The 25,730-nt window shown below is 64.6% G+C and carries 24 protein-coding genes; 6 read left to right on the forward strand and 18 right to left on the reverse strand.

Features of this window, described 5'->3' with window-relative positions:
- Positions 1–96 precede the first annotated feature (96 nt).
- Together SynWH8101_RS06970 and SynWH8101_RS06975 are read right to left on the reverse strand one after the other, a co-directional pair.
- On the reverse strand, positions 97–1,107 hold the full coding sequence (locus tag SynWH8101_RS06970; protein WP_130129140.1) for a molecular chaperone DnaJ: 1,011 nt from the start codon (positions 1,105–1,107) through the stop codon (positions 97–99).
- Positions 1,108–1,133: 26 nt separating this feature from the next.
- Entirely contained in the window at positions 1,134–2,723 is a 1,590-nt protein-coding gene (locus SynWH8101_RS06975; protein ID WP_165380950.1) for a DUF3370 domain-containing protein, read from the reverse strand.
- 213 nt (positions 2,724–2,936) lie between these two features.
- Between SynWH8101_RS06975 and SynWH8101_RS06980 the strand changes: the two genes are divergently transcribed.
- On the forward strand, positions 2,937–3,125 hold the full coding sequence (locus tag SynWH8101_RS06980; protein ID WP_130129141.1) for a hypothetical protein: 189 nt from the start codon (positions 2,937–2,939) through the stop codon (positions 3,123–3,125).
- Between the two features lie 2 nt (positions 3,126–3,127).
- Here SynWH8101_RS06980 and SynWH8101_RS06985 read toward each other — a convergent pair whose 3' ends face one another.
- Genes SynWH8101_RS06985 through SynWH8101_RS06995 form a run of 3 tightly spaced genes read right to left on the reverse strand, consistent with a single transcriptional unit; the run spans position 3,128 to position 5,716 of the window.
- A complete protein-coding gene (locus SynWH8101_RS06985; protein WP_130129142.1) occupies positions 3,128–3,769 on the reverse strand; it encodes a sigma-70 family RNA polymerase sigma factor in 642 nt (213 codons plus the stop codon).
- 42 nt (positions 3,770–3,811) lie between these two features.
- Positions 3,812–4,738 (reverse strand): ATP adenylyltransferase, encoded by a 927-nt coding sequence (locus tag SynWH8101_RS06990; protein WP_130129143.1) that lies wholly within the window; start codon positions 4,736–4,738, stop codon positions 3,812–3,814.
- Between the two features lie 18 nt (positions 4,739–4,756).
- Entirely contained in the window at positions 4,757–5,716 is a 960-nt protein-coding gene (locus tag SynWH8101_RS06995; protein WP_165380951.1) for a SpoIID/LytB domain-containing protein, read from the reverse strand.
- A 51-nt stretch (positions 5,717–5,767) separates the two neighbouring features.
- Between SynWH8101_RS06995 and SynWH8101_RS07000 the strand changes: the two genes are divergently transcribed.
- Positions 5,768–6,487, forward strand: coding sequence for an SDR family NAD(P)-dependent oxidoreductase (locus SynWH8101_RS07000; protein ID WP_130129144.1), 720 nt, complete (start codon positions 5,768–5,770; stop codon positions 6,485–6,487).
- Here the strand turns inward: SynWH8101_RS07000 and SynWH8101_RS07005 are convergent.
- The gene (locus SynWH8101_RS07005; RefSeq protein WP_254427906.1) at positions 6,469–6,786 is read right to left on the reverse strand and encodes a DUF2237 family protein; all 318 of its coding nucleotides are present in this window, start codon (positions 6,784–6,786) and stop codon (positions 6,469–6,471) included. The two genes, SynWH8101_RS07000 and SynWH8101_RS07005, sit on opposite strands and share 19 nt — an antisense overlap.
- Before the next feature lie 189 nt (positions 6,787–6,975).
- Here SynWH8101_RS07005 and SynWH8101_RS07010 point away from each other — a divergent pair, with 189 nt between their 5' ends.
- Positions 6,976–7,206 (forward strand): hypothetical protein, encoded by a 231-nt coding sequence (locus SynWH8101_RS07010; protein WP_007102493.1) that lies wholly within the window; start codon positions 6,976–6,978, stop codon positions 7,204–7,206.
- Positions 7,207–7,240: 34 nt separating this feature from the next.
- Here the strand turns inward: SynWH8101_RS07010 and SynWH8101_RS07015 are convergent, their stop codons facing one another.
- From SynWH8101_RS07015 to SynWH8101_RS07025, 3 genes are read right to left on the reverse strand one after another with little or no spacing between them, the layout of a single operon-like run.
- Complete coding sequence (locus SynWH8101_RS07015; RefSeq protein ID WP_130129146.1) at positions 7,241–7,513, reverse strand: DUF4090 family protein; 273 nt, start codon at positions 7,511–7,513, stop codon at positions 7,241–7,243.
- Positions 7,514–7,569: 56 nt separating this feature from the next.
- On the reverse strand, positions 7,570–11,211 hold the full coding sequence (gene metH / locus SynWH8101_RS07020) for a methionine synthase (protein WP_130129147.1): 3,642 nt from the start codon (positions 11,209–11,211) through the stop codon (positions 7,570–7,572).
- 38 nt (positions 11,212–11,249) lie between these two features.
- Positions 11,250–12,167 carry a branched-chain amino acid transaminase gene (locus SynWH8101_RS07025; RefSeq protein WP_130129148.1) on the reverse strand — a complete coding sequence of 306 codons (918 nt, stop codon included), beginning with the start codon at positions 12,165–12,167 and terminating at the stop codon, positions 11,250–11,252.
- A gap of 66 nt (positions 12,168–12,233) precedes the next feature.
- On the opposite strand from SynWH8101_RS07025, the gene cobN reads away from it, so the two are divergent.
- On the forward strand, positions 12,234–16,022 hold the full coding sequence (gene cobN, locus SynWH8101_RS07030) for a cobaltochelatase subunit CobN (RefSeq protein WP_130129149.1): 3,789 nt from the start codon (positions 12,234–12,236) through the stop codon (positions 16,020–16,022).
- 17 nt (positions 16,023–16,039) lie between these two features.
- On the opposite strand, the gene SynWH8101_RS07035 is transcribed toward cobN, so the two are convergent.
- Genes SynWH8101_RS07035 through uvrC form a run of 6 tightly spaced genes read right to left on the reverse strand, consistent with a single transcriptional unit; the run spans position 16,040 to position 21,674 of the window.
- Positions 16,040–16,591 carry a hypothetical protein gene (locus tag SynWH8101_RS07035; RefSeq protein ID WP_130129150.1) on the reverse strand — a complete coding sequence of 184 codons (552 nt, stop codon included), beginning with the start codon at positions 16,589–16,591 and terminating at the stop codon, positions 16,040–16,042.
- Between the two features lie 27 nt (positions 16,592–16,618).
- A complete protein-coding gene (locus SynWH8101_RS07040; protein WP_130129151.1) occupies positions 16,619–17,275 on the reverse strand; it encodes a PHP domain-containing protein in 657 nt (218 codons plus the stop codon).
- Positions 17,265–17,858, reverse strand: a complete 594-nt coding sequence (hemJ, locus tag SynWH8101_RS07045; RefSeq protein WP_130129152.1) for a protoporphyrinogen oxidase HemJ — start codon at positions 17,856–17,858, stop codon at positions 17,265–17,267. Before hemJ ends, SynWH8101_RS07040 begins: the two co-directional genes overlap by 11 nt.
- 35 nt (positions 17,859–17,893) lie before the next feature.
- On the reverse strand, positions 17,894–19,333 hold the full coding sequence (locus SynWH8101_RS07050; protein WP_130129153.1) for a cryptochrome/photolyase family protein: 1,440 nt from the start codon (positions 19,331–19,333) through the stop codon (positions 17,894–17,896).
- A gap of 5 nt (positions 19,334–19,338) precedes the next feature.
- On the reverse strand, positions 19,339–19,647 hold the full coding sequence (locus SynWH8101_RS07055) for a hypothetical protein (protein ID WP_174719502.1): 309 nt from the start codon (positions 19,645–19,647) through the stop codon (positions 19,339–19,341).
- Positions 19,644–21,674, reverse strand: a complete 2,031-nt coding sequence (gene uvrC, locus SynWH8101_RS07060; RefSeq protein ID WP_130129154.1) for an excinuclease ABC subunit UvrC — start codon at positions 21,672–21,674, stop codon at positions 19,644–19,646. The genes SynWH8101_RS07055 and uvrC overlap by 4 nt, the downstream gene beginning before the upstream one ends.
- Before the next feature lie 33 nt (positions 21,675–21,707).
- Between uvrC and coaD the strand changes: the two genes are divergently transcribed.
- Together coaD and SynWH8101_RS07070 are read left to right on the forward strand one after the other, a co-directional pair.
- Complete coding sequence (gene coaD / locus SynWH8101_RS07065) at positions 21,708–22,205, forward strand: pantetheine-phosphate adenylyltransferase (protein ID WP_130129155.1); 498 nt, start codon at positions 21,708–21,710, stop codon at positions 22,203–22,205.
- Complete coding sequence (locus tag SynWH8101_RS07070; protein WP_130129156.1) at positions 22,202–23,143, forward strand: hypothetical protein; 942 nt, start codon at positions 22,202–22,204, stop codon at positions 23,141–23,143. Before coaD ends, SynWH8101_RS07070 begins: the two co-directional genes overlap by 4 nt.
- Here the strand turns inward: SynWH8101_RS07070 and dacB are convergent.
- The 3 genes from dacB to SynWH8101_RS07085 all read right to left on the reverse strand — a co-directional run bounded on the left by dacB (position 23,118) and on the right by SynWH8101_RS07085 (position 25,720).
- The gene (dacB, locus tag SynWH8101_RS07075; protein WP_165380952.1) at positions 23,118–24,443 is read right to left on the reverse strand and encodes a D-alanyl-D-alanine carboxypeptidase/D-alanyl-D-alanine-endopeptidase; all 1,326 of its coding nucleotides are present in this window, start codon (positions 24,441–24,443) and stop codon (positions 23,118–23,120) included. The genes SynWH8101_RS07070 and dacB overlap by 26 nt on opposite strands.
- A gap of 2 nt (positions 24,444–24,445) precedes the next feature.
- On the reverse strand, positions 24,446–24,961 hold the full coding sequence (locus tag SynWH8101_RS07080; RefSeq protein WP_130129158.1) for a DUF4330 domain-containing protein: 516 nt from the start codon (positions 24,959–24,961) through the stop codon (positions 24,446–24,448).
- A 63-nt stretch (positions 24,962–25,024) separates the two neighbouring features.
- Positions 25,025–25,720 carry a DUF1995 family protein gene (locus SynWH8101_RS07085; protein WP_130129159.1) on the reverse strand — a complete coding sequence of 232 codons (696 nt, stop codon included), beginning with the start codon at positions 25,718–25,720 and terminating at the stop codon, positions 25,025–25,027.
- Positions 25,721–25,730 lie beyond the last annotated feature (10 nt).

Below are 25,730 nucleotides of genomic sequence, written 5' to 3' on the forward strand. Positions count from 1 at the left end.
ATTTTTCGTTCTTAAAGAGAACGAAGAGAGAGATCTCGACAGGCTCACACAAGACACCAATCGGGTCCAATCAATCGTCTCATCTGGGACGATTGATTATCGGTCGCGGTAGAGCTCACGCAGCATCTGATACGCCTCATTAAGGCGGCGCATGCCATCGGTGGAACCACCGGCATCGGGATGGCTCTGCATCGCCTGCTGTTTATAAGCGTCGCGAATCGCACGCAAGGTCAATGACGCACCCGCTTGAGTCGGTAGGCCGAGAAGCCGCAGCGCACCATGCACCGTCATCGTGGATTCGAGCGTTTCAAAGGAGGTGATCCGGCGACTGCGCTTGAAGCGATTGACGAAGCGGCGAATCAGGGTAGGGATACGGTTGTGAAGATCGGAGGTGGCGAAGGGGTCTTCCAGCACGCCTGCCACCACCATGACCTGAGCAAACGAAGGCTCAGCCAGGAGCCAGCCCGGGCAACGGGGCTGCAATTGCCGCCCCAACTCAGACCAAGTGAAGATCCGGCTCTCCAAGCCTTCCGCCTGCGGCCAGATGTCGCGCGCCAGCCAGAGCATGGCTGCTTCCAGCACGGTGGCGCCCGGTGCCTGGCCATAGAGATTCACCCAGTGCGACTGGGCCAACTCGGCGCAATGTCGCAACAGGGCCGGTTCAATCGCCGGCAACACCATCGCCTCCTCCAGTGACTCTGGAGCCTCGGGCTCGCGCCGCAAACTTTCGCGCAGATTGCGACTCTTGCGTCGCACAAAGCCAGGCAGGTCAATCCCAGAGCGCGTCTCAGGCTCAACAGGTGGGAGGTAATCGGTGTCATCAGCGGAGGCCTCGCCATCCAGGCGGCGCAACCCCTGGCCACCGATCAAAACCAGGGCCCGATCGTCGCGAAAGGCGCCTGGCTCGTTGGTTTCTGGTGCGGGATCCGGTGGCGAGGGGAGCACGTCCTCGCCATCAGCGGGGAACACCTCTTCAAGCAGACGGGTGAGACAATCACCCCGACCGCGCAGTCCCCACTCGCTGCGCAGGGAATCAATCCAGTCGACGAGATGCTCCGGCAGCTCGACACTGATGCGTCGACGACCGTCTCCTGCAGGCGCGCTCACTCAGCCGTCGTCGCTTGGGGCCAAGACTATCGGCCCTGGAGACGTTTGAGCCACTCCTGCTGGGCACGGATCGCATCGCGATAGCGCTGTTCCAGCGATTGATTGAGGCGATTGGGCATGATCATCGCCGGCGGCATCGGATTGAGACCACCGCGGGGGGCCACCAGCACCGGCGGCGGTGGCACGGGGGCAGTAGGTGGCTGACGTGTGGGCTTGGCCACCGGCTGGGCGGCAGGTTTCGTGGTGGGTTTGGCCTTCGTTGTGACGGGCTTGTCAGTGGCGGGCTTCGGTGCAGCGTTGAGATTGGGCGGAGCCTGGGCTGGGGTGACCTGACGCTTCTTCGCCTCCTGCTGAGCCCGTCGCGCCGCCTGCAACATCTCCTCGCGCTTGCGGAGCATGGCCAGCTGCTGCACTGGCACCACACTGAGCAGGTGGCCCGGCGTGGCATCGGCGGGATACACCAGGCTGACGCGCACCGGGTTCACCTGGCCGCCCTTGAGGTTGAGCTGGGCGATCGGCAGGCTCTGGCCCGACTTGAGACCCACATGGACTTCCTGATATCCCTCCTCGGTTTTGATGCCGATGGAGCCACGGAAGGCGGTGAACGGGGCCCGGCCGGAGGCGACAGGATGGCTGAACACCAACTCGTAGGGACCTTCGCCGCTGAGGTTCAGATCCACATCAAAGCGAACGCCGTAGGTGCCCACATTGTTCACAGCGGAATCGACCATCCGGGTCTTCAGTTGGTTGACCTGGATGTCGCGAGTGCCGAAATGATGCTTGCGGGTGCTGGTCAAGGGCACATGCAAAGGGCCCTGGCCGAGGTCATGGCGGATCGACGCTTCGTATTCATCGCCGAGGGCCACCCCCGCCACCCGAGAGAAGATCTGACCGGCCTGAATTTCTCGGATGCGATTGAGGTAAATCCGGCCGGGAGCGAGGCGTCCTTGATCCAGCACAGCCACCAGATCCTGATCGCGTTTGGTTTCCTCTGCAGCCACGACGGCCATCTGGAAGGGCCCATCACTGCGGCCCTTGAGCAAGCCATTGGCAATACCCCTTGCCGGTAACACAGTGCTCACAATCACCTTGCGGCTCCTGGGCGGAATCACCACCTCGCGCGGAAGACGACGATCCAGTTCACCGCGGAGCATCTGCACAGCGGTGGCATCACCTGGGCCGGTGTTCCAGGGCCTGGGTCCGAGAGGTTTGACCCCCATCAATTTATTGGGGTGATAAGGAGCCTCAAAACTATTTTTCACCGACCCCCGCTCGAATTTGAGGGTCACCGGCTGATCGCCCGGGTTGATCGCGATCGCCGCAATGGTTAACAAGCCGCGCTGACGACGTCCTCCCAGCTTGCTGGCATCGTTTGGGTAATATTTATGATGCATATGCAAGCCAAATTCGCCATTAAATGTGTAGCTTGCGTTTTTTAGTGGTTGATTGTTTTCGCTGGCGATCGCAGACCCCGGCGTTGTGCTCACCAGAATGCCCGGGCCCTCCACAATCTCCGGCTGATTGGAGTGAAGAACGGGCACATTGTTGAAGTTGCCATTGAGCGGCTTGGCCCGCTGGCCCGCCATCAATGGCACATAGGCCCGGGAGGGCGCCATCCACACCGCCTCAGCTGTCGCTAGCGAGACGCCCGTCAAGACCAGGAGTGGGATTCGTTGAGACACCTGAGACGTGGCGAGGGTCGGATTGGGGCGGTTGATGCTTACCAACCCGCGCAAGCCCCAACGTTAAACACGACCACCCCGGAAGCCAAGCACGCCCCCAGCGACCCGATCGGTTCGTCAGGATGGGAGCGAGATCCACCTTTCGTCATGCTGCCTCCCTTCTGCGCCTCGAGCTGCCACAGCACCGATTGGCGCCACAAGCACCAGAAACGCAAATTGGAGATGCTTCGCTTCTGGCGCGACGGCATCGAGCGCCAACTCGCCGCGATCAATGCAGCGATCAGCACCCTGGAGGGCCAGATCGAGCGCGATCAGCCGACTGTCACCCAGGGCTGAGCTCAGCAGACCAGCGGGCTGCAGGTCGTCGCCAGACGCTGCAGCCCCCGGCGCAGGCGCCGTTGCACCGTCATGGCGCTGACCCCCTGCTCCCGGCCGCACTGCCTCAGGCTGAGGCCCTCCAGCACCACGCTGCGGACACTGCGCTGCTCAACCACCGGCAATCGCTTCAATTGCCGCACCAACTGTTCGCGAGTCTCCCGCTGGCTCAGATCCGACCAGCCACCATCTCCCGGTTCCGTCATCGCCTCCGCTTCGCGCCCCTGATCCTCCAACGACCACCAGCGGCCTTGGTTCCGGTACAGCGCCATCACGAGATCATCGCCCCGCTGCTCGGTGCCGTCCTCACGACGGTTGAGGCGCTGGGCTCGTTCCTGCAGCCGCCGAGGCAATTTCACCAAGCCTCGGCTGTCTCGCAGATAGTGAAGGATCGCGCCCCGCACATGGGGCCGGGCAAAGGCCTCAAAAGGCACACCCTTGGCGTCGTCGTACAGGCCGGCGGCTCGAATCAAACCGAGACAGCCCACCTGGAGCAGGTCATCCCTGTCTTCGCCGCTGCGCTGGGCGTAATGGCGGGCAATCGGCTGCACCAGCCGCAGGTGTTGTTCCACCCGCCGATTGCGTTGCTTGGTTGAGGCTTTCATGGTTCTGAATCGTCGACGTCAGCTCGATCTGCCGCCGTCTCTTCAGCGATTCACATCCACATCGGTGCCGCCAACCGTGGAAGCACGGATGTTCGGAACCACCGCCCGCAACAACGCCTCCGGTCCGTGGCGCTCAAGCCAGTCGGCATCGGAGTGGTCGGTGAGCAGCAGATAGCCGGCAAAACCCAGGCCATTGATACTGAAGCCGTGGCTGTGTTCACGCTCGCGGCGAATCAGGGCCATCCACTGGGGCGTCAACAGCAGGTTGTACGGATGGGCTGGAGCAGCGGAGCTCTCCGGATCACCTAGCTCCAGACTCCGCGCCAAGCGCCGATAGAGCTCCTGCAGGCTCAGAGCGGGATCGGAATCGGCTGACCCCCTCTCACGGCTCAGAACGGCGCAGGCGGCCCGCAGCGGATCACCTACCAGGCACTCGGGGCCTTGATTCCCCAGCTGGTCGTTGGTGAATCGAATCTGAGTCTCGAACCAGTGCTGCCTCGGGCAGAGGGGCTCCGTGGGGCTGCGGGGCAACAACTGCAAATGACGATGGGGCTGGCTGGCACCGGCCAAGGGGCCGCTATTGAAGAACCACAGCCCCGTGGTGTCGGCATCCACCTGTGCCACGGCACGCCAATCGTTGGCGGTGAGCCAGGCGCCCTGGGGCACCCAGTCGCGACTGATCAGCAACAGGTGACCGCGTTGCACGGGGTATTTATTGAGGATCAGCACGTGGTCGTCCGCCACGGGCTCCACTTCAAGGCGACGATCCCAGGGCCGGAATGGATTCGGTTTCGGGCCGGCAGGGCGCAGATGGCGGGGCAGGCGACTGCGTAAACGACGGCACTCAAAGCCGGCGTCCTGCAGCGAGGCCAGGGGAAGCACCGCGGTGTCGAGCGGTTGCAGGGCCCCCTGCGCCAAGGCCGAGGCACTGCACTCCAGGGCCCGCTCCCCGATCCTCCCCTCAGCCATCCGCCTCAGCTACCTCCTTCAGCCATCCGTGCGCAGCCGGGCCAACGCAGCACCGGTGTAGTAGCGCCCGAGGATCTCATTGAAACGCAGTCCTTCGCTTGCCAGTTCCTGGGCACCGGTCTGGCTCATGCTGGCACCGAGATGGCCATGGGCTTCGCGGCTGATCTCGCTCGAAGCGGCATAGAGGCTCTCCACCAACCCGCCGCGATAGCTGAGCACCATGCCGCGGGTGGCGGCCGTCGCCTGTCGGGTCGCGTCGGTGCTGGTGGCCTGGCCGCCGTAGGCCTGCCAGCGGGTGGTGTCCCCCAAGTTGTAGAGGGGGCTGGCTGGACGGACCAGATGCACCAGCGCATAGGAGCGCGCTGCAACAGCCTGGGCTTTGAGCGCTTCGCTGCGCCAGTGGCTGGGCATCTCCGCCCCCACCACCGAGGCGACATAACGCTCGAGATCGAGCACATTCACCGCCAGCCAGCCGGCGTCCTGGCGATGGAATTCGATCAGACCCGAGTAGGCACGGCCATTCAGGAGCAAGGCGCCATCGCCTGAGGACTCACAGAACCAGCGCCCGTCGCCCCGCTCCAACCAGAGCGGCAGCTGATCCATGGCCAAGCGCTGGCCAGCTGCCGTGCGGCAGGAGGCGGATCCGCTGCTGCGCACGGAGCGAATCGGCGCCTGACTGAGCAGGGCCACCCGCAGGCGCGGGTTGGGGGATGCCCCGGCGGGAGGCACCTTCGGGACCGGGAAGCCGCGCGGCTTGGTCGGCTGAGCCGATGGGGCCTGTGCCTCTGTGGGGCGAGCCCCTGGCTTGGTGCCGGCATCCGACGCCGCCTCGCCATGGAGCAAGGCCTCAAGGAGCGGCTCCTGGGCCGACCCTGGCGACGGGCGCTGAAAGCCACTCAGCCAGGGCATCCGGCCCAGGGCCAGGCCCCCAAGCGTCAGCAGGGGGAGTAATCCCACCAGCGCCCATCGGCGAAGCATCCAGGCCAAGCGCAAGCGCCACCATCATCGCTGTTTCGCTAGAGGTTGGCGATGACAATCAGCTCCTGGAACGGACTGGCCCTGGTGGTGGGCGCCGGTGGCATCGGCCGGGCCCTGGTGCCAGCCCTGCGACGCCGCTGCAGGGATCTGACCGTGGTGCTCTGCGGTCGCCAATTACCTGCAGACGAGGGCTGGTGTGTGGACCTGGAGGATCCGCGATCGCTCGAGGCCTTGCGGCAACGGGTGGGAGACGCGCCGCAACCGCTGCGGCTGGTGATCAACGCCAGCGGTCGCCTGCATGGCCCCGGCCTGCAGCCGGAAAAACGATTGCAGCAGGTGCGAGCTGAAGCCCTCACCGCCAGCTACGCCATCAACGCGATGGCGCCGCTGCTCCTGGCCCAGGCGATCGAACCTTGCCTCGAGCGGGAGCGGCCGTTCCACTTCGCCAGCCTCAGCGCCCGGGTGGGCAGCATCGGGGATAACCACAGCGGTGGTTGGTACGCCTATCGCGCCGCCAAGGCGGCCCAGAACCAACTCCTGCGCTGCCTCAGCATCGAGTGGGCCCGCCGCTATCCCCAGGCTTGCGTCACCCTGCTCCATCCCGGCACTACCGACACGGCCCTGTCGCGCCCCTTCCAGAGCTTCGTCCCGCCAGGCAAGCTGTTCGCGCCGGCACGGGCCGCCGAACAGCTGCTCGATGTGCTCCTGAGCCAGTCAGCGGCCGACAGTGGTGCCTTTCTCGCCTGGGATGGTCAGGCGATCCCCTGGTAGGCGTGTTCCTTGAGGATCTCGAGGGGCACCACCTGGAGGGTGGACTGCTCGGTGGCCTCCAGGCGCACCAGCGGTGCCATGCCGTCCTCGTAGGCCTGTTTCCAGCGCGGCGCACACACGCACCAATGATCCCCGGGCTGGAGCCCGGGGAATCCGAAGGCCGGCACCGGCGTGGAGAGATCGTTGCCCTGAGCTTTGCTGTAGCTCAGAAAGGCCTCCGTCATCACACAGCAGACGCTGTGTTGGCCGAGATCAGCGGCTTCGGTGCGGCAGTGACCGTCGCGGAACCATCCGGTCATGGGCGAACAGCCACACAGGGCAAGCGGCTGGCCGAGAACATTGAGATCCTCGCTTGGGGACTGGCTTTTCACGGCAGCTGGCGGCGATCGTCGAGCAGGAGTCTGCCGAATCAGTGGCACATTGCGCGACAAGGTGGTTGACGGATCCCGGGGGCGAGGCGTTAAAGGTCAATCAGTTATGCCTCCTCGATGGATTGGGAGTTCACGGAAGACGCGGCCTTCATGGCCCTCTGCGATGCCTTTCGCGAGAGCGGCGAAAGCTCGGCGATCGAATTTCTCGCGAACGGGGAGGGAGCCTTCCATTTTCAGGAGCTCACCCAGAATGCAGCGGGTGAGGGCGTGGACCTGAGCGATTCCGACGATCTCGAGGCCTTTCAGCAGGATGTGATCGACACGATGGAATCGCTCTGTCAGGACTGAGCCTGCCGGCTCTGATTTCTGATTCGTCCGTTGATCAGCTGTAGAAGAAGCTGATCTCCTTCTCCTTCAGGCCCTCCCAACCGGCCGACACCAGCCGCTGGTTCAAGGTGTCCTGATCGAAATGCTTGGCTCCGGTGCGCACGATTCGATTGCGCATCGATTTCCGCACTCCACTGCGCTGGCGCTGCGCCTCGAGGTCCATCACCTCGCGGTAGAGCGTCAGCATCGGCTCGGGCAGGGGGGAACCATCGAGGTCGAGGCCGGCGGCAATAGCCTGGTCAATCGCATCGGGACCGCTGAGATCCATGGGCACAAGGTGGGGCCTGTTCAGTCTGCTGCTGCCGGCCCCTCAGCGGCGTCGAGTCAGGCGCTGAAGTAACGCGCCTTGCTGTGCAGAGCCACCAGGGCCGTGGTGCTCTGCTCGGGGTGGAGCTGCTCCGACTCATCCATCGCCAGGCCGATCCGCTCAGCGTCGAGCCAGGCGAGCTGTTGCCTCGAATCACCCACATTCGGGCAGGCCGGATAGCCAAAGGAATAGCGGCTGCCCCGATACCGCTGTGCCAACACATCGCGGATGGGCAGACCCTCCGGATCAGGGAAACCACAGTCCCGGCGGATCCGGGCATGGGTCCACTCCGCCAGGGCCTCCGCCATCTGCACGGCCAGGCCGTGAAAGAAGAGATAGTCGCTGTAGGCATCCCGCTGGAACAGATCCTGAGCGAAGCGACTGGCCTCCTCGCCCATGGTCACCGCCTGCATCGGCAATACGTCGGTTGGTCGGCCATCGCGCAGATCAGCGAAGAAATCGGCGATGCAATAACGATTGCCGCTGCGTTGGCGCGGCAGGGAGAAGCGACCGAGCTCCTCGGCGCCATCGGTGGAAAACACCAGCAGATCGTTGCCCTCCCGGCCGCACGGGAAGTAGCCGTAGGCCACGGCCGGCCTGAGCAGCTGCTCCGACCGCACCCGCTCCAGCCAGCTCTGCAGGATCGGCTCCGCCTTCTCCTGCAGCTCCGCCTCATAGGCCTCACGCGTTTGCTCCCGGGCTTTGCGCATCTGCCATTGGCCGGCGAAGAGAGCCTGGCGATCGAGGTAGGCGATCACGTCCTCGAGCGGAATCGCCTCCGGGCCCTCGAGCAAGCTGGCGCCCAGGAAGGGGGGCTGGATCGGGGCTTCGGCTGGAACGGCCTCGGAGCGCTCAGAGCTGACCGGCAGAGCTGCGTTTGCCTCACGGGTGGTCTCACTGGCCTCAGCCGCCGCTTCAGCTGCAGCTGCTTGACCTGCACCAGCCTCGCTGACCGCAGAATCCTCTCCACCGATGGTGAGACCTTCAGGCGTGCCATCGAGGAAGCCGCGTCGATCATCCCAACGCTCCTCGGCTCGAGCCTTCACATAGGCATCCATGAAGCGCAGATCGGTGAAAGCATCACGGCCATAGATCACCTTGCCCTCATACACCTCGCTGCAATCCTTGTTGACAAACCGAGGGGTGAGTGCAGCACCACCGAGCACCACGGGCACGCTGATTCCAGCGTCATTGAACGCCTGCAGATTGTCTTTCATGAAGGCGGTTGATTTAACCAGCAAACCGCTCATGGCAATGCAGTCGGCCTGGTGCTCCTGCTGCGCCGCGATGATCGCACCCACCTCCTGTTTGATGCCGAGATTGATCACCTCATAGCCGTTGTTGGTGAGGATGATGTCGACCAGGTTTTTGCCGATATCGTGCACATCGCCCTTCACGGTGGCGATCAAAAACTTCGCCTTCGCCGAGCGCTTGCCATCGGATTTCTCCATGTGGGGCTCGAGGAAGGCCACGGCGGCTTTCATGGTTTCGGCGGATTGGAGCACGAAGGGGAGCTGCATCTGGCCGGAGCCGAATAGATCACCCACCACCTTCATGCCATCGAGCAGAAACGTGTTGACAATCTCCAGGGGCGGATACGACTGGAGGCCTTCGCTGAGTGCCTCCTCAAGGCCAATGCGTTCCCCATCGATGATGTGCTGCTTGAGGCGCTCCTCCACCGGCAGATCGGCCAGGGACGGCCCCGACTGGCGGGCCTCCTTGGCACTCACCCCCTCAAACAGGGTGGTGAGTTCGGTGAGTGGGTCGTAGGTGCAGACGTCGCCCTCAAAGCGACGCCGATCAAAGATCAGATCACGGCAGACCTGCTGGTGCTCCTCGGCGATCTTCATCAAGGGCAGGATCTTGGCGGGCGACACAATCGCTGCGTCCATGCCGGCCTCACAGCAGTCGTGCAGAAACACGGAGTTGAGGCTGATCCGCGCCGCTGGTGACAGGCCGAAACTCACGTTGGAAACACCGAGCACCACGTGCACTCCGGGCAGTTCCTCGCGGATGCGCCGGATCGCCTCGATCGTTTCCAGGCCGTTGCGGCGATCCTCTTCAATCCCCGTGGAGATCGGCAGGGCCAGAGGGTCGTAAAAGATCTCACGGGCAGGAATTCCGAATTCCACCGCATCGCGATAGGCCCGTTTCGCGATCGCCAGCTTCTTCTCAGCCGTGCGCGCCATCCCCTCTTCGTCGATGGTTCCCACCACCACGCCGGCGCCGTAGCGCCGCGCCAGTTCGAGCACCTTGAAGAAGCGTTCATCGCCATCTTCGTAGTTGGTGGAGTTGAGGATGCACTTGCCGCCGGCCACCTTCAGGCCCGCCTCCATCTTCTGCCACTCGGTGGAGTCGAGCATCAGCGGCAGGTTGATGTTGGTGACCACGCGGGTCACCAATTCGTGCATGTCCTGCTCACCATCACGCCCCACATAATCGACGTTCACATCGAGCACGTGGGCGTTTTCTTTCACCTGGCCGCGGGCCACCGCCACCAGGCCATCCCAGTCTTCAGCATTGAGCAGTTCCCGCACTTTCTTGGAACCGCTGGCGTTGAGGCGCTCACCGATGATCAGAAAAGAATTGTCCTGGTGATACGAGGTGGCGCCATAAATCGAGGCCGCCGCCGGTTCGTAGCTGAGCTGCACCCGTTGACGATGCTCCGTGCGGCAGGGACGCTGCGCAGGCTTGAGCTCAGCGGACAACTCCGAGAGCGCTTGGATATGGGCCGGTGTGGTGCCGCAGCAGCCACCGATCACCTGCACACCGAGATCCTCCACGAAGTGCATGAGCTGCATCTTCAGCTCCAGCGGCTGCAGGCGGTAGTGCGCCACGCCACCCACATTTTCAGGCAGGCCGGCATTAGGAATGCAACTGACCACAAAAGGGGAATGCTCCGCCAGATAACGGATGTGCTCCTTCATCTGCTCCGGGCCCGTGGCGCAGTTCAGACCAAGAATGTCGATGGCAAAGGGTTCGAGAATCGCCACCACAGCGGCGATGTCGGATCCCACCAACATGGTGCCGGTGGTTTCCATCGTCACCGACACCATCAGGGGCCGGCGTTCACCAGCGTCGGCGAAGGCGGCCTCAACACCCTGGAGCGCCGCTTTGATCTGCAGCACGTCCTGGCAGGTTTCGATGATGAACAGATCCACATCACCGGCCAACAGCCCGGCGGCCTGTTCGCGGTAGGCCTCTTTGAGGGTGTCGAAGCCGATATGGCCCAGGGTCGGCAGTTTGGTGGTCGGTCCCATGGAGCCGGCCACGAATCGGGGCTTCTCTGCAGTGCTGTATTCCTGCGCCACCGTGCGGGCCAATTCAGCCGCCCGTTTGTTGAGCGCAAACGCCTGATCCTGAAGCCCGTATTCCGCCAACACCACCGAGGCGGCACCGAAGGTGTCGGTTTCGATCACATCGCAGCCGGCCTCCAGAAACTGGCGATGCACGGCCTGCACCGCATCCGGACGGGTGACCACCAGGTTCTCGTTGCAGCCCTCCAGTTCGGGACCGCCGAAATCCTCAGCGGTGAGATTGAGTTGCTGCAGAGAGGTGCCAGTGGCACCGTCAAACACCAGAACCGGGCGTTCAGGAGAATGGAGGCGAGAAAGAAAGCGGGAAACAATGGGGGTCGGCGCCACCAGTTCTGCCTGCATTCCGATTGCTTGCCTCTGGGGCCATCCTAAGAATCGCCTCAGCCGTTGAGGTCGATGCGCGTGACCCAGTGCTCATACGCGGGATCGCGCCCTTCGGTGATCGCCACCAGTCGCTCGCGCAGTGCATTCATCAAGGGACGCTCACTGGAAAGGGTGGTGGATTCCAGCTGGCGCACCGGTGTGATCTTGGCGGCCGTGCCGGTGAGAAACACCTCATCAGCGATGAACAGCTCCGTCTTGTCGACCGGACGCTCCACCACCGTGACCCCCATGCTGCGGGCCAGCTCGATCACGCTGGCGCGGGTGATGCCCTCGAGGATGTCCTGATCCACCCCGGGGGTGATCAGGACGCCGTCGCGCACGATGAACAGATTCATGCCGCTGGCCTCGCTGATCTTGCCGCGGCTGTTAAGCAACAAGGCTTCGTCGAAACCGCTGAGTACCGCCTCGGTCTTGGCCAGGGAGCTGGTGATGTAGGCGCCGCTGATCTTGCCGCGCAGGGGCAGGGAACGATCTTCCTGACGGGTCCAGGAGCTGATCCGGCAACTGACGCCCTCGGGCGAGAGGTAATCCCCCAACTCGAGGCCATAGATCAGGAAGTCGGTTTCGATGTTGTGCAACCGGGGGGCGATGCCGAGGTCACTCGTGTAGACGAACGGTCGCAGGTAGATCGGTGTGGTGGGCCGATTCGCCCGCAGCATCGCGGTGAGTGCCTCCATCACGGTGGTTTCACTCAAATCCGTCAGCAGGAGCCGGGCGCTCTGACTGAGGCGACGGGCATGGCGATCAGCCCGGAACAGAAGCACGTGATCTGCCGTCTGCGGATCGGGAATCGCCCGCATGCCGCCAAACGCGCCCGTGCCGTAGTGGAGCGCGTGGGTCGCGACCGACACCTTCGCTTCTGAGAAGGGGATGCAACGGCCTTCAAACCAGGCGTACGGCAGGAACTGATGCATGGCTGACGGGGCCGTTCGCCAAATCTTCTCACCCACCATCCCACCGGCACGAACGACAATGGCGGCATGCACCGACTGAGCAGCGTCCCTGGATCCGATGAAGGCGGCGAGGTGGTGCTCGTCGAGCAGCCGACGGCACCGCTGTTGCTACTCACCAGCGCCCAGACCGACATCAGCACCCTCGCCAGGGTGTTGGAGGCACCGGAGGCGGCCCCCTGGCGCGATCGGATCCGTGCCCTGCCGCTCGATGCGCTGCAACACCAGGCCCAGATCGATCACTATCTCGCCAGCACTGGTGCCGACGCCCGCTTGATCGTGGTGCGTCTGCTCGGTGGCCGGGGCCACTGGTCCTATGGCTTCGAGCAAGTGCTGCGCTGGCAGGAAGCCCGCAGCGATCGCCAGCTGATCGTTCTGGCTGGCACCCCGGATCAGGACCGTGCCCTGCATAGCCTGAGCTCCGTTCCCGAACCTCTCTGCGATGGCCTCGCTGGCTTGATGCGAGAAGGCGGCCCGGAGAATCTCAAGCGTTGCCTCGATGCCTTGGCTCTGGTGCTGGCAGGCGAGGAGCCCCAGACCTCGGCGCTGGAGCCGCTGCCGATGGCCGATCCGGCCCCCTGGCAGTGGCAGGACACCCCCGGGCCTCGGGTCGGTGTGATCCTGTATCGCGCCCTGGCCCGTGCCGGCGACACGGCGGTGGCGGAAGCGCTGCTCACCAGCCTGCGCCGGCGTGGCCTGGTGCCGCGAGCGCTCTGGGTGAGCAGCCTGCGCGATCCGGTGGTGCAGCAGGGCGTGTTGGATCTCTTGCAGCAACAGCAGGTGGAGCTGGTGATCACCACCACCGCCTTCGCCTCGGTGCAATTCGAAGAGGCCGGTCTTGGCAGTCCGCTCTGGGATCAGCTCGATCGCCCGGTTCTGCAAGTGCTCAGCAGCGGCCGCTCCCGCCAGGTGTGGGCCGATTCCTCCCGAGGCCTCGACCCCCTCGACCTCTCGCTCCAGGTGGTGCTGCCCGAGCTCGATGGACGCATCACCACCCGGGTCGGTGGCTTCCGGGAGCAGCAGCAGGCCCATCCCAGCCTGGCCACGGCGGTGCATGGCCTCGAACCGGACCTCACCGGACTGGACTGGGTGGTGCAACACGCCGAGGCCTGGATTGCGTTGCGGCGCAGCCAGGCCCGCGAGCGTCGTGTCGCCTTGGTTCTGGCCAACTATCCGATCCGCAATGGGCGTGTGGCCAATGGCGTCGGTCTCGACACCCCCGCCTCGTTGCACAACGCCCTGCACTGGTTGCAGGAGTCGGGTCACGACCTCGGTGTCGACCCTTTGCCCGGCACTTCAGAGGCCTTGATGCAGGCTCTGCTGAGGGGGCGCAGCAATGATCCCGAGAGCCACCATCGCCCAGCCCTCGACCACCTCCCCCTTGGCGACTATCAGGCCTGGTGGCAGCAATTACCTGCCGAGGCGCGCCAGGCGGTGGAAGGGCGATGGGGGCCACCGGAGCAGGCGGTGGATCTCGACACAACGTTGGATGGCTCCACTGGTTTCGCCATCCATGGCTTGCGCTTTGGCCATGTGGTGGTGCTGATTCAACCGAGTCGCGGCTATGACCCGGATCAGCTCAGCGATCTCCACTCCCCTGACCTGCCGCCACCGCACCGCTACCTGGCCCAATACCTCTGGATGCGCCAGGTGCACGGTTGCCAGGTGATGGTGCACCTGGGTAAACACGGCAGCGCCGAATGGCTGCCGGGCAAAGCGGTGGGCCTGAGCAAGTCCTGTGCACCGGCTCTGGCTTTGGGGCCGATTCCCCATCTCTATCCCTTCATCGTCAACGATCCGGGCGAAGGGTCCCAGGCCAAACGGCGAGGCCATGCCGTGATCCTCGATCACCTGACGCCGCCGTTGGGGCGTGCTGGATCCCATGGCGACCTGGTGAGCCTGGAGCAGCTGCTCGATGAAGTGGTCGAGGCCCGGCAGCTGGGAGCGGAGCGCTGTGGCGTGCTCGATGAGCAACTGCTCGCGCTGCTCACCCGCCTCAACTGGCCGGGTTTGCCCAGCGGCAGCGTCAACAAGACCCAGGAGCGCCAGGCCCTGTTTGCTGCACCGGAGTGGAGCGATTGCCTGGAGCAGGTGGAGACCTATCTCTGTGAATTGAAGGAAGCGCAGATCCGCACTGGCCTGCATCGCCTCGGCACCGAGCCGGAGCCGCACGCCCTGGTGGAACTGCTGCTGGCGATCGCCCGATGTCCTGGGCCCGATCGCCCCGGCCTCACCCAGGCGATAGCCAGGCGTCTCGGCCTCAGCTGTGATCCCTGGGCCGATGAGGATGGCCAGGCTCTCCAGGCCAGCGATCAGGCCTGGCTGGAGGGCCATGGCATGGAGCGGCCCCGCCGCGTCGCCGATGCCGTCGACTGGTTGGAGCGTCAGGCCTCCACGCTGATTCAGCACCTGATCGAGCGTGAGGGCCGCAACGAAACCGACGGCCAGGCCCTCCATTCCGATCTGGAGCGCTGGCTGCTGGATGGCCGTGATCCAAGCCTGCTGCATCTCACACAAACGTTGATTCCCCGCCTGCGGGCCTGCGCCGATCGGGAGCGGGCGGGATTCCTCCATGCCATGGCCGGTGGCCGGATCGCCAGCGGCCCCTCCGGCGCACCCACCCGGGGGCGACCGGATGTGCTGCCCACAGGCCGGAATTTCTATTCGGTGGATCTGCGCGGACTGCCGACGGAAGCGGCCTGGGATCTGGGCCGGCGCAGTGCCGAACAGTTGCTCGAGCTTTACCTGCTGGAGGAGGGCGAGCCCTTGCGGCATCTGGCCTTGTCGGTGTGGGGCACGGCGACGATGCGCAACGGCGGCGAGGACATCGCCCAGATGCTGGCCCTTTTGGGGGTGAGACCGGTGTGGGATGGACCGACCCGGCGCTTGGTGGATCTGGAGGTGATTCCCCTCGCCCTACTGCAACGCCCCCGCGTCGATGTGACGCTGCGGATCTCCGGTCTGTTCCGCGATGCCTTTCCCCAACTGGTGCGCTGGGTGGATCGGGCGTTGGCGTTGGTGGCCGGCCTGGAGGAAGACGCCCACGACAATCCCCTGGCAGCCCGCAGCCGCGACAACGGTCGCCCGCCGCGGGTGTTCGGCTCCGCACCCGGTGCCTACGGCGCTGGCCTGCAGGCCCTGATTGATTCAGGCCAGTGGGAGGAGCAGGGCGACCTGGCCGAGGCCTTCCTGAGCTGGAGCCGTTGGGCCTACGACGGGCAGGGGGAACCCCAGGAGGATCGGGAGGGCCTGGAGCGCAGCCTGAGCGAGGTGCAGGTGGTGCTCCACAACCAGGACAACCGGGAGCATGACCTGCTCGATTCCGACGATTACTACCAGTTCCAGGGCGGTCTGGCCGCTGCCGTGACGGCAGTGCGCGGTCGACCTGCCGCGCTCTGGTTTGCCGACCACTCGCGGCGAGAGCGCTTGCGCCTGCATCCGCTCGGCAAAGAAATCGACAAGGTGATGCGCAGCCGGCTGCTCAATCCCCGCTGGATCGAGGGCATGCGCGGCCATGGCTACAAGGGAGCCTTCGAGATGGCCGCCAGCCTCGACTACCTGTTTGCCTATGACGCCAGCAGCGGCGTGGTGCAGAACTGGTGTTACGCCGCCGTTCAGGACGCCTGGCTCGATGACAGCGAAAACCGCGCCTTTCTGATCCGCCACAACCCCTGGGCCCTGCGCGACATGGCGGAACGGTTATTGGAAGCCGCCAATCGCCAGCTCTGGTCCGATGCAACGCCTGGGCGACTGGAACGGCTGCGCCAGTTGGTGCTCGAGGCCGAGACGCGCGTGGAGCACGACGGCCTCAGCGACTGAGGCTCAGAAATTGAGACTCAGCTGTTGAGATCCCGCACCATGGCACGGAAGGGATCGATCGAGCCGGGAGCGGCCGACTGGGCACTGCTGGGCTTGGACGCGCTGGCTTCCGGCTTCAGTTCCGTTTTGCGGGCCACGGGAGCGGCATCGGCTGGAGTCGGGGCATTGACGCCGGAGAGGGCGCTGCCTTTAAGGCGTTGATTCAACTCCTGCTGACTCATCGGTTCAGCGAAGGTTTTCTTCACCGGTTTGGGCACGCCCTGGGTCACCGAAACAGTCGCCTCGGTTTTGCTCACACCACCGAGCCCCTCAGAGGCCACATCCACCTTCAGGTCCATGGCATCCACCTCGGTGACCAATTCCTTCGTCCCTGGACTGTCGGCAGTACCGGGGAAGGTGCGGCGGATCGTCTTCGCCTCACGCATGTAGTTGAGATCCCCCAGGGAGGTGGAGGTGTCGCTGTCGAGGAAGAAGGCGTCCTGCTTTTTCGCGGGCTTCGGCTGGACCTGGTTCGTATCGGTGCGCGGCGCTGCAGCGCGGGGATTCAGCAGACGATCGAAGAAACCCATGCCTGATCAACAGGAAGTGGACTGAACTTAGCGACCCTTGAGGTCATGGCCGTGGGTATCGGTGCCACACGTACGCAAAAGGCCAAGGTTCTTCAACTGGGCATCGATCGCTTCGCACATCAGCGGTGTCGGGCTCCAACGCGGTTGCATGTCGTAGTCGTACCAGGCCTCGCCGCCATCGAAGCCCAGCTCAGCCGCCGCATCGATCAGCTCGGGGTAACCGAGGCGATAACGGGCCGGATGGGCCAGCACAGCCAGACCGCCAGCAGCATGAATCGCCTTGCGGACGGCCTCTGCCCGGAGCGGTTCTCCCACCGCCGCATCCCCCTGGCTGTAGACGTGCAACGCCGGGTGGTCGAGCTCGAAGCCCAGCGCCAGCACGTGCACGAGGCAGCCGCGCAGCACGCAACTGATCTCCATGCCGCTCCAGAGGGTGGGCACCGCGTGGCCGGCGTCCAGCTGCCGCTCCAACCAGGCCTGCATCGGGCGGAACGCCGCCGCACTGTGGTGATCGGTGACGGCGAGATGCTTGAGGCCCTGATCGCGGGCCTGCCGAATCAGGGCCTCGGGGGAGAGGCTGCCGTCGCTGCAGAGCGTGTGGCAGTGGAAATTGAGAGCCGCCGGGCAGCTCTCGGGGCCCACCGTTTCAAGGATGGGCCTCAGGGGGTGGCGATCAGTGGCCATGGGCTTCGGCAGGCTCGGCTGCGAGGGCTTCGGCTTTGAGCCGCCGCCAGCGGGCATAGAACTGAATTGAGGCGGCCATGAACACCACTAGGGCAACCACGAACCAGGTGGCGGCGCCGGTCGGAAACTGGTTCTTGAACACCACGAGCATCACCACGATCACCAGGAGCAGGGTGGGGAGTTCATTGAGGGCGCGCAGCTGTCGTCCGCTCCAACGGCAGTCGCCTCGCTGCAATTGCCCCATGAGGCGGTAGCAAAAGGCGTGATAAACGAGGAGTGCGGCGACAAACGCGAGCTTGGCGTGCATCCAGCCCTGATGCAGCCAACTGGGTTGCACCGCCAGCAGGCCCACCGCCATCGACACCGCCACCACCATGCCGGGGGTGGTGATGATGTTGGCCAAGCGCCGTTCCATCAGGCCGTATTGGGTCTGAAAGGGCGTGCGCAGCTCAGGGGCCAGCTCCTCCGCTTCCACGTGGTAGATGAACAACCGCACCAGGTAGAAGAGCCCGGCAAACCACACCACCACGCCCACAATGTGGAGGGTCTTGAACCAGAGGTAGGCCTCGGACGGCAGGGTCATGGGATGAACGTCAACGCGGTGACCCTACGCAGCATTCAGGCCAGCCCGTCAAGAAAACGCTGAGCCCGCTCGCGATGCTCCGCCAGGGTCGCCTCACCCATGCGATCGAGATGGCGCGCCATCATCGCCAGACGCACCTGGCTGCGGAAAAAGTCGCCATGGCGATCGATGAAGCTCCAGAAGAGGCTGTCCCAAACGTCGCACCAAGGCCCCTTCGGGTAATCCGACATCTTGCGCACATAGTTGGAGCCGGAGACGTAGGGCTTGGTGGTGAACAGACCCCCATCGGCGAACTGACTCATGCCATACACATTCGGCACCATCACCCAGTCGTAGGCATCAAGGAACAGCTCCATGAACCAATTGCAAATGCGGGTGGGGTGGAAGCCGCAGAGGAGCATCACATTCCCGAGCAGCATCAACCGCTCGATGTGATGGCAGTAGCCACTGCGCCGCACCCGTTGAATCACTGCATCGATCGGGGGAAGGCCGGTGTGACCGGTGTAGAAGGCCTCAGGGATTGGCCGATCCTCCAGACCCCAGAAATTGCCGTTGCGCAGGGTCACGCCGTGGTGGCGATACATCAACGCCATGAATTCACGCCAACCAATGATCTGACGCACAAACCCCTCGAGTGAATTGAGCGGCACATCCCCCGCCTCAGCCCGGGCCAGGGTGCGATCGAGCACCTGTTGCGGGGTGAGCAGGCCGATGTTGAGCATGGGGGTGAGCACGCTGTGCCAGAGCACGTGATGCTGCCGGCTGATGGCGTCTTCGTAGGCCCCGAACTTCTGCAAGCGTTGCTCGAGAAAGGCCTCGAGCCAACGCTCCGCTCCGCTGTGATCGACCGGCACCAGGCCAGTCACCGGATCCGCCTGAAGATCAGCCTGAAGTGGATCCGGTGGCAGCTGGATCTGCTTCGGCAGCTTTTTGCGATTGTCGGCATCAAAACTCCATCGACCGCCCACGGGTTGACCCTGCGGATCGATCAACACGCCCAAGCGCCGCCGCTGGCGCTCGTAAAACCGGGCCATCGAGGGCTTCTTGCCACGGGCCAGGAAGGCTTCGCCCTCCTCCACCGGCGTCAGCAGCATCGGCGAGGCATACCACGTGAGCCTGAGGCCCTCCCGGGCCGACCAGCGGCGGATGCGGCGCTCCAGCCAGTCATCAACGGGATCGACCAGGTGGAGGTGACGCACCCCCTGCGCCAGCAGCAGGGCCAGATGGTCTTCCGTGCTGGCCGCCTGATCGTGGCGCTGCAGCCGCACCGGATGCCCGGCCGCCTCGAGCCGATGCCTGTAGGCCTCGATCGAGTGGCGATGCAACAGCAGCTTCTGGGGATGGAGCTGCAACGGCCAGGACGGATCTGTGCCAAACAGCAGCGGCTCCTCCACCAGCACCACCGGGCGGCCGGGGGCCAGACCGGGGTGGTGGGCAAACAGCTGGTGGGGGTAGATGAGGGTGATTTCCTCCATCGGCTTCAGCTCAGTTCACCGGCCAGCCGGCAGGCCCGTCGCCCCAGGGCGGTGGCGTAACCCCGGTCGACCTGACCCGCCCGTGGGCTGAGCACCAGGGCGCGACAATCCATCACCACCTTTTCCCGATGGCCGAGCTGATCGTTGAGACGCAGCACCAACTGCCAGTGGTTCTTGGCGCTGCGGGTGATGTGATCCGCGCAGACCGCTCCGGTACAGAGGCCGGGAGCGGCCCAGGCGGCCTGGCCAGCGCAGAGCGCACTGCTCCACAACAGCGCGAACAGGGTGCACAGCAGTGGCCTCAGGCACCTCATCGCGGCAGGGCATCGAAGCGTTCACTCTGGCCCCCAGCCGCCGGCGGGGGGGCCTCCACCTCGGCCTCGTCGAAGCCATGGTCGTCCTGGGGATGAAAGAAGCCATGGATCTGCTCGGCAAGGGAGGGGCCGATCCCCGGTGCCGCCGCCAACTGCTCCACAGGCGCCAGCTGGATGGCATCGATGGAGTGGAAATGGGCCAGCAGGTCGCGCACCCGTTTCGGCCCCAGACCGGGAATATCGGAGAGACGGGAGCGCTTCATCCGTTCGCCCCGCTGTTGACGATGGAAGCTCACGGCGAAGCGATGGGCCTCATCACGAAGCCGTCGCAGCAGAGCCACCCCCAGTTGATCCGGCTCGCTCTCCAGGGGCTGCCGTTCACCCGGCAGAAAAATCTCCTCCCGTTGCTTCGCCAGAGAGCAGACGGTGAGGTCCTGATCCAGATCCAGTTCCCGCAGGGCTTCCATCACGGCTGAGAGCTGACCCTTGCCACCGTCGATCATCACCACATCGGGCCAGTCGTTGAGGCCATCGGTCTGCAGAGCACTGCCACCCCGATGCCGCAGCGCCCCCAGGTCAGCCCCCTCCGCCTTGGCCCGCGCCCACCGCCGGAACCGGCGACGAATCACCTCCGCCATCGACATGAAGTCGTCGCTGTGGCCCGCCCGGACGCTGCTGCTGCGGATCTTGTATTTGCGGTAGTGCTGCTTGGCGGGCAGACCATCGATAAACACCACCTGCGAGGCCACCGCATCGCTGCCCTGGATATGGCTGATGTCGTAGCCCTCGATCCGTCGGGGGGGGCGGGGCAATTCGAGCAGCTGGGCCAGATCTTCCGTTGCCAGGGCCTGCTGTTCCTGCCCCCGTTGGGCCCGCAACAGCTCGAATTCGGCGTTGCGTTGCACCAGCTCGATCAGATCCGCCTTCTGGCGGCGCTGCGGACAGTGGATCTGGACCCGCCGCTCCCGCTGTTCCCCCAACCAGTCCTCCAGCAGGGCCCGCTGGGGCAACGGATGTTGCACCAACAGCTCCGGTGGAATCTCCACCGCATCCACCTGGCTGTAGTGCTCTTCGATCACCCGCTGCAGGATCAATCCCGGCTCCAGGCCCTCGGCGTCGGCGGTGAAACCGAGGCGACCCACCAACTTGCCGGCGCGCATCTGGAACAACTGCACGGCGGCCACCCGTTGATCACACGCCAGGGCGAGCACATCCCGACTCACCGAGGAATCGGGCAGGCTCATTTTCTGATCGGCGGTCAGTTGATCCAGCCCCTGCAGCTGGTCACGGATCCGGGCCGCCGCTTCGAAATCGAGCCGTTCGGCGTAGCGCTCCATCTGCTCGGTGAGCAGGGTCTGAAGCTCATCGCTGCGGCCCTGAAACACCATCGCCACCTTGCGCAGGATGCGGTGGTACTCCTCCGAGCTGATCTTTTCCTGACACACCCCCGGGCAGCGGCCGATGGCATGGTTGAGGCAGGTGCGGTCGGGGTAAAGCGGCCGCGGACGCTGCCGCAGGGGAAACACCCGTTTCACCAGAAACAGGGTGCGGCGCAGCAGGCCAACATCCACATACGGACCATAAAACCGATCGAGGGGGCTGCGAAAACGGCGCCGGCGGGTGATGAACAGACGCGGATAGGTCTCACTCCAGGTGATGCACAGGTAGGGGTATTTCTTGTCGTCCTTCAGCAACACATTGAAGTGGGGCTGATGGTTCTTGATCAGATTCGATTCCAGCGCCAGCGCTTCCGCCTCGCTGTCAGTCACGATGAATTCGATCTCGCACACCTGCCGTGTCATCAGGCGGATGCGGGGGGAGAGGTCGTGACGACTGCGGAAATAACTGCGCACCCGGCTGCGCAGACTCTTCGACTTGCCCACGTAAAGAATGCGATCGTCCTGATCGCGCATCAGGTAACAGCCGGGCTGGGCCGGAATCTCCTTGAGGCGGCGTTCCAGCCGCTCCGGTTGCATCAGCAAGGGTGATCGCACCGACGGTGAAGCCAAGAAGCATCCGCTCCGCATCTTCATAAGATCCTGGCTCGCCCGTCGCCGCACATGCGTGCCCTCTACCCCGGCAGCTTTGATCCGCTCACCCTGGGCCATCTGGATCTGATCGAGCGGGGCTACCGCCTCTTCGGCGAGGTGGTGGTGGCCGTGCTGCAGAACCCCGGCAAAACGCCGGCTTTCAGCCTCGAGCAACGCCTCGACCAGATCAAAGCCTCCACCGCGCACCTCAGGGGCGTGCAAGTGACCAGCTTCGACGGCCTCACCGTGCGCTGCGCTGAGACCATCGGCGCCGATCTGATTCTGCGGGGTCTGCGGGCGATGAGTGACTTCGAATACGAGCTCCAGATCGCCCACACCAACCGATCGCTGCAACCAGAGATCGAAACCGTGTTCCTGGCCACGTCAGCTCACCACAGCTTCCTCAGCAGCTCGGTGGTGAAGGAAGTGGCCCGTTTTGGCGGCCGTGTCAGTCACATGGTGCCGGAGGTGGTGGCGCAGGACCTCGCCAGGCTCTTTAATTTGCCTTTCCCACCTGAACAGCGATGAGCGAGATCCGGTTTCCCGTGCTCGACCAGCTTGATCAGCTGGAGGAGATCGTCCTTGAGGGGAGTCGTATTCCCTTCAGCGGAGGGCGATTGGTCAATGAGCAGGATGCGATCGAGATCCTCGACAGCGTGCGTGAAGCGCTGCCGGCCCAGATCACCCAGGCCGATGCGCTGATCGAACAACGCGACAGCTTCATCGCCACGGCCCGCCAGCAAGCCGAGGAGATCGTTCAGAAAGCGCAGCAGCAGCGTGAGCAGATGGTGAACGCTGCTGCGATTCGCCAGGAGGCGGAGCGCCAGGTGAATGAACTGCGGGAACACACCCGACAGCAGTGTGAACAGCTGCTCCAGTCCACCCGGCAGCAGTCGGCCCAGATGGAGCACGACATGCAGGCCAAGCTCGCCCAACTCGAGCAGCAGTTCGCCGGTCGTCGTCAACAGCTCGAACAAGAAGCGCTGCAGCGACGTCAACAGCTCGATCAAGAAGCGATGGAGCTGAAGCGGCAACTGAGCGAACAGCACGAGCGCAACCGCACCCAGGCGATGCAGGAGCTGGAGCAGATCCGCCAGGAGGGTCTGCGCCTGCAGAAGGAAGCCCAAGCCGAAGCGGAGCGGCTGCATCAGGACGCCCTCAGCTACCGGCAACAGACCCAACAGCAGTGCGAATCCTTGATTCAGCGCAGTCGCCAGGAGGCGGCTTCGGTGCAGGACGGCGCCAACCGCTACGCCGAGCAGACCCTGGGTGAACTGGAAACCCGCCTCAAGGAAATGGCCCAGGTGGTGCTCGCCGGCCGTCAGGAGCTGGTGAAAATCCAGACCCTGAAAACCGAACCATCGCAGGCCAGGCCTGCTGCCGAGAACGAACGGGAGAAAGCGGTGCCCATCTCACGGGCCCGCCGCGCCGCCTCACGGCTCAGACAGATCCGGGGCACGGGCTGAGGCGTTGCACCGAGCGCAACACGGCCCCGATCGTTTGATTCGGGGCCCCGGCACCATTGGAGATCAGGCTCACAAACCGAGGGCCATCGGCGGTCTGGAGAATCCCACTCACAGACCGCACCCCACGCAGGGTGCCGGTCTTCGCCCATAACCGTCCCTCCAGGGACGTGCCTCGGAAGTAATTGCGCAGGGTGCCCCGTCGCCCGGCGATAGCCATGGAGGCCTGGTAGTAGGGCCCCAGGGGGTGTTGATGCATGTGCAACAAGAGGGCCGCCAGGGTCTGGCTGCTGACCCGATTGGAACGGGAGAGGCCGCTGCCATCAGCGATGCGCAGTCCCTGGACGGGCAGATTCTGGGCCGTCATCCAGGCCATCGCCTCACGCGAGGCGGCCTTCACATCCCACTGATCCGCCGCCGCCCGCAACAACACCTCAGCGGTGAAGTTGTGGCTCTCGGTGTTGGCGAGGCTGAGCAGGGCATGCATGGGCGCAGAGGTTTCCTCATGCAGCAACGTCGTGCCCTCGCCATCGGCTGTTCCCATGCCATCGTCCTGGCTCAGATCGGGCGTGACCCGAAGCGGTTGGGGCGCCGCAACCGTGAGCTGCACCGCACCGCCCTGCCGTTGCACCTGTTTGCTGAACAAGGTCTTGAACCGGGCCGCCGGGTTCTGCACCGCCATGTCGAGGGCATTGCTGGTAAGAGCCAGCCGGGTGATCGGTGCGCCATAGGCATAGGCACGATCAGCGGGTTCCCAGTCGCGGGGCCACCAGCGTTGGGGTGGTTCTTCCCGCAACATCAGTTTGATCGGCGCCGCTCCGGTCTCGGGGTTACGGGAGCCGCCTTGCCCCAGAGCTGCCATCGCCAGCCGCTGCAGACCGGCCAGACCCAGGTCGGGATCGCCCTGACCGCGCAACTCCAGCACCCCATCAGGGCGGCGCACCAGTTGGGTGCGCAGGCGGAAGTCTGGGCCAAGACGATCGAGAGCGAAGGCGGTGCTGATCAACTTCTGATTCGAAGCGGGGACCCGAGCGACCCGACCATTCACATCCGCCTGCAACTCCCCATTGCCATCCACGATGCTGATGCTCCAGGCCTGCTTGCCAGCTCCCAGATCGGCTTCCACAGCCCGCTGCAGCGCAGGGCAGCGCTGGCCATCGCGCAAGGAGGGCAGACCACGCGCTTCCTGGGGGGCCTGGGGGCTGAGCAGGGGCACCGGCGGAGGTGCGGCAATCGCCGGTGCGGCGATGGTCAACAAGCTCAGGAGGGGAAGACTGCGTCGCAACGGTTGGATCGGGGTCATGGTCACTCCACCTCGACGCCGCTGACGGTGCCGTTCACCCGATAACGCGGCCCCTCGAGCTCCACCGGGGTGCCGATCTTCAGATTGGTGCCGGCCATCACCACACCACTTTTGGAGACCGTCGCCTCCCCTTCCAAGACAAAGCGAGCATCAAGGGTGCTCTGCCTGAGCCGATTCGGATCCTCCGCCGTCACCACCCGCCCCTCGGGGGTGAGGGTCACCAGTTGTCGGGTGATGTCATCGACTTTCACCAGACGGACCGAGCCATGGGGCTGGTTTCGAATCACGATGCTGGTGCGGCCGTTGGCGAGCGCCTCCTGAATCAACTTGGAGGGATCAGCCGCCGGCACACCGCGCACATCCACGCTGATCTGCACGGGCTTCACAGAGCCGGTAGCGCGAGCGACGGTGTTGCTGAGCTTCGGGCTCCAGAGCACACCGGCCAAGGCAGCCAGTCCGATCACGGCAGCGACGCCATCGATGGCGCTGATCGATCTGAAGCGGGGTCCGCTGGCCATCTGCAGTGCTCTGGAATCGACAGGTTACGGAGGTCAGCCCCAGGCTTCAAGGGCCCGGGGCGATCAGCCGCTCAGGTCCTTGAGGAAGCGATCCATCGCACCGATCTGTTGACCCAGTGCTGCTGCACCATCGTGGAGAGCGCTGTCGATCTGATCCGCGTCGGGGCGCTGATCAAACCGGGTGACCTCCCGGTAGCCATCGGCGTCTTGTCGGAACAACGTCCAGGACGCGGGGTAGCGCCCGAGCAGTGCCGCTCCGGCCAGGGGCTCGAGCCAGTAGGCCACCTGCCAGGTGGCGACAAAACCGCGGCGGCGGGCCCGGGCCACACTGCCGATGCCCACGGCGGCATCCTCCAGGCGACCATTGAGCATCACCACCGGACCGGTCCAGCGTTCACACACCTGCTCCAGCGTGTCGTAATCACTCGGTTGGGGGGTGACCGCGATCAACAGATCGCCCTGGCGCTGATCCATCCGACCGGTAAGCACATCCTGCAGCGAGGCATTGGCGCTCGCCAGCGCACCGCCATCTCGGCGCGCCAGAGCCGCCGCACCAGCATCGGGCCAGACCAGCAGCGGTGAGAGCTCCTGGGCGGCGAGAGCCTGGGCGAAACGAAGCGCCACCGGAAGAATGCGCAGGCCCTCAAAGCGCCAGTGCACCGACCAACGCCGTTGCTTCGGCTCGGCGAGGGCCTCGAGCATGGCCTGCTGAGCCTGATCTTCAGCCTCGAGCAGATCGGCGGGAAGGCGAAGGCTCACGGTCGGGTGC

Origin of the sequence: Synechococcus sp. WH 8101 (genome assembly GCF_004209775.1) — a bacterium.
Classification (GTDB): Bacteria; Cyanobacteriota; Cyanobacteriia; order PCC-6307; family Cyanobiaceae; genus Synechococcus_C.